Genomic DNA, 8357 nt, shown 5'->3' on the forward strand with positions numbered 1-8357 from the left:
CGGAGCAACCGGGATGGCGGTAGAAGGCCGAACCGGCACCGGCCCGAGCCGGTTCAGCGGCTTCTTCACAGCGGCAGCAGGTGATGCTTGCGCGGGTAGCGGATGACCTTCTTGTCGCGAAGCAGGTGCAGGGCCCGCCGGAGCTCGAGGCGGGTGGCCGAGGGCTCGATCACGCTGTCGATATAGCCGCGCTCGGCCGCGATCCACGGGGTCGCGACCGTCGTGTTGTAGAAGTCGATCATCTGCTGCCGGAGTGCGGCACGCTGATCCTCCGGGGTCGCGTCGAGGACCTTGCGCTGGGTCAGGCCCACCGCGCTCTCGGCGCCCATCACCGCGATGCGCGCGGTCGGCCAGGCCAGGTAGATATCGCAGCCGAGAGCCTTGGCGCCCATGACCGCCCAGCCTCCGCCGTAGGCCTTGCGGACCACCACGGTGACCTTGGGGACGGTGGCCTCCACGTAGGCGAAGAGGAACCGGCCGCCGCGCTTGATGACGCCCACTTTCTCCTGTTCCACGCCGGGCAGGAAGCCGGGGGTGTCGACCACCAGGACCAGCGGGATCTCGAAGGCGTTGCAGATGTGGATGAAATGCGCGGCCTTGTCGCCGGCCTTGGCGTCGAGCGCGCCCGCCAGCACGGTCGGCTGGTTGGCCACCACACCCACCGGGTGGCCGTCGACGCGGGCGAAGCCGGTGATCAGGTTCTTGGTCGCGGCCGCGCCGATCTCGTGGAACTCACCGTCGTCGAAGATGCGCAAAAGCACGTCGTGCATATCGTAGACCGCGTTGTCCGAGTCGGGGACCAGCGTGTTCAGCGTCAGATCGGATTCGGTGACCTCCGGCTCCAGCCCGGGGTTCACGATCGGCGGCAGCTCGACAGCGCTCGACGGTAGATAGCTCAGATAGTTGCGTACCCACGCGAAGGCAGCCGCCTCGTCCTCGGCCACATGATGGATATTGCCGTAGGCGGCCTGGTTGTAGGCGCCGCCCAGTTCCTCCATGTCCACCTTTTCCCCGATGGCCTCCTCGATGATCTTGGGTCCGGTGACGAACATATGCGCGCTCTTCGTGGCGACCACGACATCGGTGCAGATCGGCTGGTATACGGCGCCGGCCGCGCAGTTACCGAGGATCAGCGAGACCATGGGCACCGCACCCGAGAGCGGTTCCATCTTGGTCGCCAGCTCGCCGTACCAGCGCAGCGAGGTCACGGCCTCTTGGACGCGCGCGCCGCCGGAGTCGTTGATTCCGATCAGCGGGCAGCCCATCCGCCCCGCCAGGTCCATGATCGCGGCGACCTTCCGGCCGAACATCTCACCGATGGTGCCGCCGTACACGGTCTGGTCATGGGAGAACACGGCGACCGGCCGGCCGTCCACCAGGCCCCGCCCGGTGACCACTCCGTCGCCGTAGAGCGCGTCCTTGTCCGCCGGATTCCGCACGAGAGCACCGATCTCCACAAAGGTGCCCGGATCCAGCAGCATCTCGATGCGGTCGCGGGCCGACGGTATGCCCTTACGCGCGCGTTTGGCGGCTCCCGCCTCGCCGGCCGGCTCCTGCGCGAGTTCGAGCTTCTTACGCAGGTCGGCCAGTTTTTCGGCGGTAGAGGTCATCGAGCACATCCCATTTTCTCAGCAGGAATACCGCACCGTGATCGGTGGGCGGATGTCACCGTACCCGGCCTCGCGGGCATCCGGGTTTGTGAGCTCTCACCGTCTGCCGGGCGCGTCGTGGGATCGGGTGTCGCCGCGTCGGTTCCGCCGCCATGCCGGCCATCCGAACACGGACGAAAACGGACGAAAACGGAACGTGAGATGCATTGCCCGGCAACAGGTCCAGGAGCCTAATAAAAGAGCGGGCGGCTATGAGAGCTCGAGTAGTAGATCACTCGGTACAGCGAAGGACATCACCTCAGTAACAAGGAAGCACGCACCATGCCTACCATCACTTCTCTCTCCCCAACCTCGGGCCCCACCACCGGGGGCACGAGCGTGACCATCACGGGCACGGGTTTCACCGGCCCCACCACGGTCCGTTTCGGCGCCACCGCAACCACCTTCACCCTGGATTCCCCCACCCGGATCACGGCCATCGCCCCCGGTGGTTCGGCCGGTGCCACACCGGTCACCGTCACCACGGCCCAGGGCACCAGCAATACGGTGTCCTACACCTACCTGGCCGTCCCCACCGTGAGCGGCGTCGGCCCCGGACAGGGGTCGACGGTGGGCGGCACGACCGTGACGCTCACCGGAACGGGCCTGACCGGAGCCACCGCTGTTTTCTTCGGCTCCACCTCGGTGTCGTTCACCGTCGACTCCGATACGCAGATCACGGCGACTTCCGCCGCGGGGACCGGAATCGTGCTGATCAGCGTCACCGGCCCGGGCGGCACCAGCAACTCGGTCCCCTTCGTCTACGTCGTGGTGCCCACGCTCACCGCTATCGCGCCGGCCTCGGGCCCGCCTGCCGGGGGTAACAATGTCACCCTGACCGGTACCGGTTTCACCGGCCCGCTGACGGTGCGGTTCGGCAATACCGCGACAGTGTTCACGGTCGACTCCAGCACTCAGATCACCGCGGTCGCGTCTGCCGGATCCGCGGGCACGGTGCAGGTCACCGTCACGGGTTCGGGCGGAACCAGTAACGGTCTCGGCTACACCTATATGTGAGGCCTGAGGGACCGGGTCGTCGGTGGTTCGCGGCCGGCGACCCGGTCTCGCCGTGGTCGGATCAGCGGTGCTCGATTCTCCGGCACAGTGGAGGGGAGACCGCCGGGGTAAAGGGGGTTTTCGTTGGCAACCGTGCTGAAGGTCCTGTTGGCCGAACGGCATCTGAAGAGCCATCCGGATTTCTTGGCCGCGTACGACCGGTGCGCGGCCCAGCTCGACCCACCCATTCCGCCGGGGCACGGGCCCGCGAAAGCCCAGTACTACCAGTGGCTTTCCGGTCGGATGATCGGTCTGCCCCGCGACTACCACTGCCGCGTGCTGGAGCGGATGTTCCCGGGCTGGACGGTCGAGGGTTTGTTCCAGATCGCCGGTGCGGGGCCGGTTCCCGGCCGGCCCCGCACCGCGGGCACCGCCGATGTCGATATCGTTCTCGAGGCCTTCTTCGGCGCCGAGATGATCACCGGCGAAGCACTTCTCGTGCATCCCGCGTTCGCGTTGACCGGCCCGGTGGACACGCGCCGGCCGGCGGGATTCGCGCGCCGGCGTCTTTTCGGCGGGAAGGAAGACGTTCCCGCCCCCCGGCAGCCGCCGGAAACGCTGGTCGTACCGGAGAGCGACCTTCGAGGTCTGCTGTACGTATTCGATCTGCTCCGGCGGCATACCCGTATCCCGATCCGGATACGGGGCGACCGTGACGTCGTCGCACTCGACGACCGTCCCTTCATCAGTTTCGGACTGAGCGGTAACGAGTGCGTCCGCCGCTACGCCGAAACCGCCGAGCGTCCGCTGTTCACCGTCGCCGACAGCGGGAACGCGGGCGGTTTCCACCCGCAGCGCGTGGAGCTCCGCGACGGCCGTCGCTTCGACGCGCACGGTGTGGCCGATATCGGCATCATCGCCCGCGTGCGGCCGAGCCCCGACCTGTATCCCGGCCGGTACTGGGTGTACTGCGGCGGCCTGGGGCGGCGCGGCACCGCGGGCGCGGGCCGGTATCTCGCCGAAAACTGGCGCCCATTACAGCGCAGCGTCGGTGACCACGATTTCGTGGCGATCATCGGTCTCGACAAGCACTCCGACGAGGCGAACGGCATGGAACACCTGCTGATCGATCCAGCCGTGTAGCTCGCCGTCGAACACGATCCGAACCGGTCGGGCGGCGTCGACACCAGTGCCCGGGAGAGGGCAGATCACGCCCAGCGGGGTGTCACGAGGCCGGATTCGTAGGCCAGGACCACCAATTGGGCGCGGTCACGAGCGTGGAGTTTGGTCATGGCCCGGTTGACGTGGGTTTTGGCGGTCAGCGGGCTGATCACCAGATGGGCGGCGATCTCGTCGTTCGACAGACCCCGCGCCACGAGGGCGACCACCTCCCGCTCGCGGCCGGTCAGCTCCGCCATTCCGGCAGCCCGGTCCGGGACCGGCGGCCGGCTGACGTACCGGTCGATCAGCTTGCGCGTGATCGATGGCGCGAGCAGCGCGTCACCCCGGGCCGCGACCCGGACGGCGTGCAGGAAGTCCTCCGGGTGGATGTCCTTGACCAGGAATCCGGCCGCACCCGCGCGCAGGGCGTCGAAGACGTACTCGTCCAGACCGTAGTTGGTCAGGACCACCACATGCACCCCGGCCAGGGCCGGGTCGGCGGCGATACGCCGGGTCGCCTCGATGCCGTCCACGCCCGGCATCTGAATGTCGACCAGTGCGATATCGGGCCGGTGCTCGCGGGCCAGCTCGACACCCCGTGCGCCATCGGCTGCCTCGGCCACGACCTCGATATCGTCTTCCAACTCGAGCAGTGCGCGGAAACCGCTGCGGATCAGCGGCTGGTCGTCGATCAGCAGGACACGGATCACGGCGTCCGCTCCAGGGGCAGTTCGGCTCGGACGGTGAAGCCGCCCTCGCTACGGGGCGCGGCGTGTAGCCGGCCGCCGAGGGCGGTGACCCGTTCGCGCATCCCGAGCAGTCCCACACCCGGCTCGGAAGTGATGTCCGGCGTGGCTCGGCCGTCGTCGTCCACCTGGATCACCACGGCGTCCGGGCGGTAATCGATACGCACCGTCGCGGTCCCGGCGGCGGAGTGCCGGGTGATGTTGGTCAGCGACTCCTGGACGATCCGGTACGCGGTCCGGTGCACGGCCACCGGCAGGGTGTCGCGCCGCCCGGCCACCGTCAGAGTCGCGTCCAGACCGGCGGCACGGACCCGGTCCACCAGCTCCGCGACATGATCGAGTCCGTACGACGGTGTGCGGTCGTCGCGCAGGACCGCCAGGGTGTCCCGCAGTTCCCGGGATGCCTCGCGCCCGGCCTCCAGGATCACCGACAGCGCGTCGGGCACCTGCTCTCCGCGCCGGCGGGCCGAATGTACGGCCACCTCGGCCTGCAGTTTGATCACCGAGATCTGGTGGGTCAGGGAATCGTGCAGTTCCCGGGCGATATGCAACCGCTCCTCGTCGGCTCGGCGCCGCGCGGTCTCCTCCCGGGTGCGTTCGGCCTCGTCGGCGCGTCGCTCGGCCTGCCGCAGGGCTTCGCCCGCCGCGCCCGCGGCGACCAGCCATGCCAACTGCAGCACGTCCCGGGATTCCATGAACGCCTCGCTCACGAGCAGCCCGCGCGGCGAGATGAGCAGCGCCAAGGGCATGGCCGCCACCATGATCACCGAGCCCGCCACGGCCGCCCGTCGGCGCCCGGCGCGGACGGCGGCGTAGACGGCGACCAGGAACGCCACCGCGGGCACATCCACCCCGAGGGCCTGGTACGCTAACGCGGTCGACCCCGTCACCGCCAGCACGGCAACCGGCATCCGGCCGGCGGCGGCCGGTGCCAGCCCGCCCACGACGAGCAGCACCCAGCCGACCGGCGGTCCGGACAACCCGGAGACCAGCTGGAACACGGCGATGCCCGCGGCGAGCGCCCAGTTCCGGAGCCTTTCCATTGATGCACCCTAGCCCGATGTCCGCGCGAGGAAGTCGTGCACGGGGATGATCACCGGCTACTGCGGACGCAGTACGCCCCGCCCAACCTACGCCCCCGGCGGCAATCGGAATGCCCTCGTGCGCACGACGACCGAGGCGGGCCCGGCGGCGACGATGGCCATATATCAGTTGCCGGAGAAGGAGAACGTCATGTCTGTTCGTCAGTTACTCGTCACCTCGGAGATCCTGGCGCAGTCGGATGCCTCCGGGTTGACCGCCGGACGTTTCTGGTCCCTGGTAGGTGTGGCGGTGGGGCTCGCGGGCGTGGTGATCGGCGCCCGAGCGGTCGGCCGCCGCGCCGGACGCCGCTCGGCAGTCGTCGCATTCGCGGCGGGGCTGGCCGGTCTGGTGCTCGGTGGGCTGGTCGTGCTCGCTGCCGAGGGCGGACCCGGTACCGGATACGGGATCGTCGGCGGCTTCCTCGCCCTGGGCATCGGATCGGTCGCCGCGGTCCTCGGTGGGTTCGCCCTGTGGAAGCTCTCGCCATCACGCCGGGCCACCGCGGATGAGCGTGTCCGGTGATGGTCCCGCGCCGCCGAACCCACGATCGATCTCAGATCGGCTCGCTTTCGGCCCGTTGCCGGATCAGCTCCTCGACCGCGCTGGGCAGGGTGGTTTCGAAGTCGATCAGTTTGGCCCAGGTCGGGGTGATGACGATCCGGACCATGCCGTCGTAGAGCGAGCGCACCTCGGCCTCCCATTCGACCCGCTGTTCGGGGGTCATCTCGTAGCTGCCGTTCATCTGGAGGTACTCGTCCGGAATGCCGTCGACGACATCCAGCTCCGCCCGGCCGCGGATGAGCAGGATCTTCGGCGGGTGGACCTCGGTGTCGATGGTGAGCGCGACCATCGGGTTCTTGCGCAGCGCGGGCAGTTTGGGCGCGTTCTTCGTAGTGCACAGGACGATCTCCGAGCCGTTCCAGGTGAAGGCGATAGGAATGCTGCGCGGTGTGCCGTCCGTGGCGACGTAGGCCAAACGGGTCAGATCACGGGCGAGTAGTTCCCGGCTGATCGGGCGGTCGAGGACCTCGGTGATCTCGTGCTGTTGCATCGCTGTAGCTCCTGTGTCGGCGTCCTCGAGCGGGCCGTTCTCGGCTGCTCGTATCCCCGGGACGGAGCCGGTCGGCCGTTCTCGACATCCGGGGCGCGTCCGGCCCGCGGATCACCGCGGGCGGTAGTCGGCAACGAGCCATTCGTCGCCGGCGCGCTGCACGGTCACGGTCACCAGAGTGGATACGGCGACCGGTTCCGGGTGCTGGACGTTGCGGGTCTGCTGGGTCGCGAAAACGGTCACGATGTAGTTGTCACCGTCGACGGCGTCGACCGCGGTGCCCACGACCTCGCCCGTGGCGACGACCTCGGATTCGGTCATGACCTTCGCGAGTGTGTCGCTCACGGTCTCGTAGCGCTGCGAGAACCCGGCGGTGGTGCCCCGCCGGACACCGGCGAAGAAGGCGTCGAGGCTGCGGAAGTCGTAGGTCAGCGACCGTTGCGCGTAATCGGCGGCCACAGCGGCCACCCGGTCGCGATCGGTGATGCGGGCGCGCAGGTCGTCCAGTTCCTGCTGGGCGGAATACCAGCGCCAGCCGAGAAGCGCCGCCAGGACGACGAACGCGGCCGCGGCGAGCCCCCACGCCGCGACGGTGGCCGCCGAACCGGACGCGCGCTGTGCCGCGGGTTTCCGCTGTTCGCCGGGCTCGGATGTCTCGTTCACCGGCCGGAGTTCAATCCGTCGATCAGTTCGGGCTTCAACGACAGGACTTCCACGAGCTGGTCGGGTCGCGAAGCGAGGAGACGCAACTGCTCGTGCAGGGCCGGGTGGTCGTCTTCGGAAAGGGAACCGGGGTCGGCGAGAAGCCCGCCCTCCGCGTCGAAGCTCGAATCCTCCGAAAACAGCGAGTCCACCAGTTCCACGGCATCGTCGAAAAGCCCCACCAGGGCGGCGATCCGTTCGATGAGCACGCCTACCTGTTCGGCGATACCGCCGATCTCGGTGGCGAGCTTGCCCAGATTGTGAATGAACACCGCGACCGCCGCGTGTTCGTTCGTCGCGTACTCGAGCAGATCGCCGAGCGCTGTCAGTGCCGGCCCGATACCCGCGCTGTCACCCTGGAGGACCCGGCCCACGTTCTCCGCCACCCGCCCCAGCTCCGCGAGGTCGAGTTCGGTGAACAGGGGCCGGAAGCCGTCGAACAGCCGTGACACGTCGAAGCTCGGCGCGGTCCGCTCGCGCGGAATGGTTGCCCCGGGCGCCAGGACGGTTCCGCCGGGTCCGGACTCGAACAGTTCCACGTAGTACTGCCCGAGCAGGCTCTGATAGCGAACCGCGGCACGAGTGGTATCCAGGACCCGCCGGTCGTGACCGATGGTGAACCCCACCCGGGCGGTGGCATCGCCGGCGATATCTATCGTGGTGACCGTTCCGACCGGCGCTCCGGCCAGCCGGACTCCACTTCCGGCGGTGAGTCCGGAGATATCGGTGAAGACGGCCGCGTAGTCGGTGCCGGCCTCGCCGGCCGGTCCGCGCGTGGTGGTCAGGACGAGGCTCAGGCAACACACGGTGACAACACCGAAGACGGACAACCCGATCGCGGGGCCACGCACGGAGGACATCGAACTCCTTCTGGGGTCGGCCGATCATGCGATGTGCGGCGCGGTGTCGGCGACGATTCGGGCTGCGCTCGAGCCGGTCGGTCGGCGACCGGGAACGCCGCGACGACGA

9 protein-coding genes are annotated in these 8357 nt (G+C 68.6%); 3 read left to right on the forward strand and 6 right to left on the reverse strand.

The features are described from left to right. Positions 1–65: 65 nt before the first annotated feature. On the reverse strand, positions 66–1610 hold the full coding sequence (locus ON38_RS26915; protein WP_039827834.1) for an acyl-CoA carboxylase subunit beta: 1545 nt from the start codon (positions 1608–1610) through the stop codon (positions 66–68). Positions 1611–1931: 321 nt separating this feature from the next. Here ON38_RS26915 and ON38_RS26920 point away from each other — a divergent pair, with 321 nt between their 5' ends. Together ON38_RS26920 and ON38_RS26925 are read left to right on the forward strand one after the other, a co-directional pair. After that, positions 1932–2666: an IPT/TIG domain-containing protein gene (locus ON38_RS26920; RefSeq protein WP_083873122.1), complete on the forward strand. Its 735-nt coding sequence runs from the start codon at positions 1932–1934 to the stop codon at positions 2664–2666. Between the two features lie 123 nt (positions 2667–2789). Beyond that, complete coding sequence (locus ON38_RS26925; RefSeq protein WP_157181931.1) at positions 2790–3788, forward strand: hypothetical protein; 999 nt, start codon at positions 2790–2792, stop codon at positions 3786–3788. 65 nt (positions 3789–3853) lie between these two features. Here ON38_RS26925 and ON38_RS26930 read toward each other — a convergent pair whose 3' ends face one another. Next, positions 3854–4516: a response regulator gene (locus ON38_RS26930; RefSeq protein ID WP_039827829.1), complete on the reverse strand. Its 663-nt coding sequence runs from the start codon at positions 4514–4516 to the stop codon at positions 3854–3856. After that, the gene (locus tag ON38_RS26935; protein ID WP_039827830.1) at positions 4513–5595 is read right to left on the reverse strand and encodes a sensor histidine kinase; all 1083 of its coding nucleotides are present in this window, start codon (positions 5593–5595) and stop codon (positions 4513–4515) included. The genes ON38_RS26930 and ON38_RS26935 overlap by 4 nt, the downstream gene beginning before the upstream one ends. A gap of 118 nt (positions 5596–5713) precedes the next feature. Between ON38_RS26935 and ON38_RS26940 the strand changes: the two genes are divergently transcribed. Next, the gene (locus ON38_RS26940) at positions 5714–6157 is read left to right on the forward strand and encodes a DUF6223 family protein (RefSeq protein WP_218000842.1); all 444 of its coding nucleotides are present in this window, start codon (positions 5714–5716) and stop codon (positions 6155–6157) included. Between the two features lie 31 nt (positions 6158–6188). Here ON38_RS26940 and ON38_RS26945 read toward each other — a convergent pair whose 3' ends face one another. The 3 genes from ON38_RS26945 to ON38_RS34395 all read right to left on the reverse strand — a co-directional run bounded on the left by ON38_RS26945 (position 6189) and on the right by ON38_RS34395 (position 8248). Further along, entirely contained in the window at positions 6189–6686 is a 498-nt protein-coding gene (locus ON38_RS26945) for a pyridoxamine 5'-phosphate oxidase family protein (RefSeq protein WP_039827831.1), read from the reverse strand. 111 nt (positions 6687–6797) lie between these two features. Then, positions 6798–7349, reverse strand: coding sequence for a hypothetical protein (locus tag ON38_RS26950; protein WP_051165222.1), 552 nt, complete (start codon positions 7347–7349; stop codon positions 6798–6800). After that, positions 7346–8248, reverse strand: coding sequence for an MlaD family protein (locus tag ON38_RS34395; protein ID WP_051165223.1), 903 nt, complete (start codon positions 8246–8248; stop codon positions 7346–7348). Before ON38_RS34395 ends, ON38_RS26950 begins: the two co-directional genes overlap by 4 nt. Between the last annotated feature and the right edge of the window lie 109 nt (positions 8249–8357).

The sequence above is a fragment of the Nocardia testacea NBRC 100365 genome, from assembly GCF_000308775.1.
GTDB classification, from domain to species: domain Bacteria; phylum Actinomycetota; class Actinomycetes; order Mycobacteriales; family Mycobacteriaceae; genus Nocardia; species Nocardia testacea.

What these genes read in the sequence shown, in the direction of transcription:
- ON38_RS26920 (WP_083873122.1), top strand. Translation starts at nt 1,932, where the DNA reads ATGCCTACCATCACTTCTCTCTCCCCAACCTCGGGCCCCACCACCGGG.
- ON38_RS26935 (WP_039827830.1), bottom strand. Translation starts at nt 5,595, where the DNA reads ATGGAAAGGCTCCGGAACTGGGCGCTCGCCGCGGGCATCGCCGTGTTC.
- ON38_RS34395 (WP_051165223.1), bottom strand. Translation starts at nt 8,248, where the DNA reads ATGTCCTCCGTGCGTGGCCCCGCGATCGGGTTGTCCGTCTTCGGTGTT.
- ON38_RS26915 (WP_039827834.1), bottom strand. Translation starts at nt 1,610, where the DNA reads ATGACCTCTACCGCCGAAAAACTGGCCGACCTGCGTAAGAAGCTCGAA.
- ON38_RS26945 (WP_039827831.1), bottom strand. Translation starts at nt 6,686, where the DNA reads ATGCAACAGCACGAGATCACCGAGGTCCTCGACCGCCCGATCAGCCGG.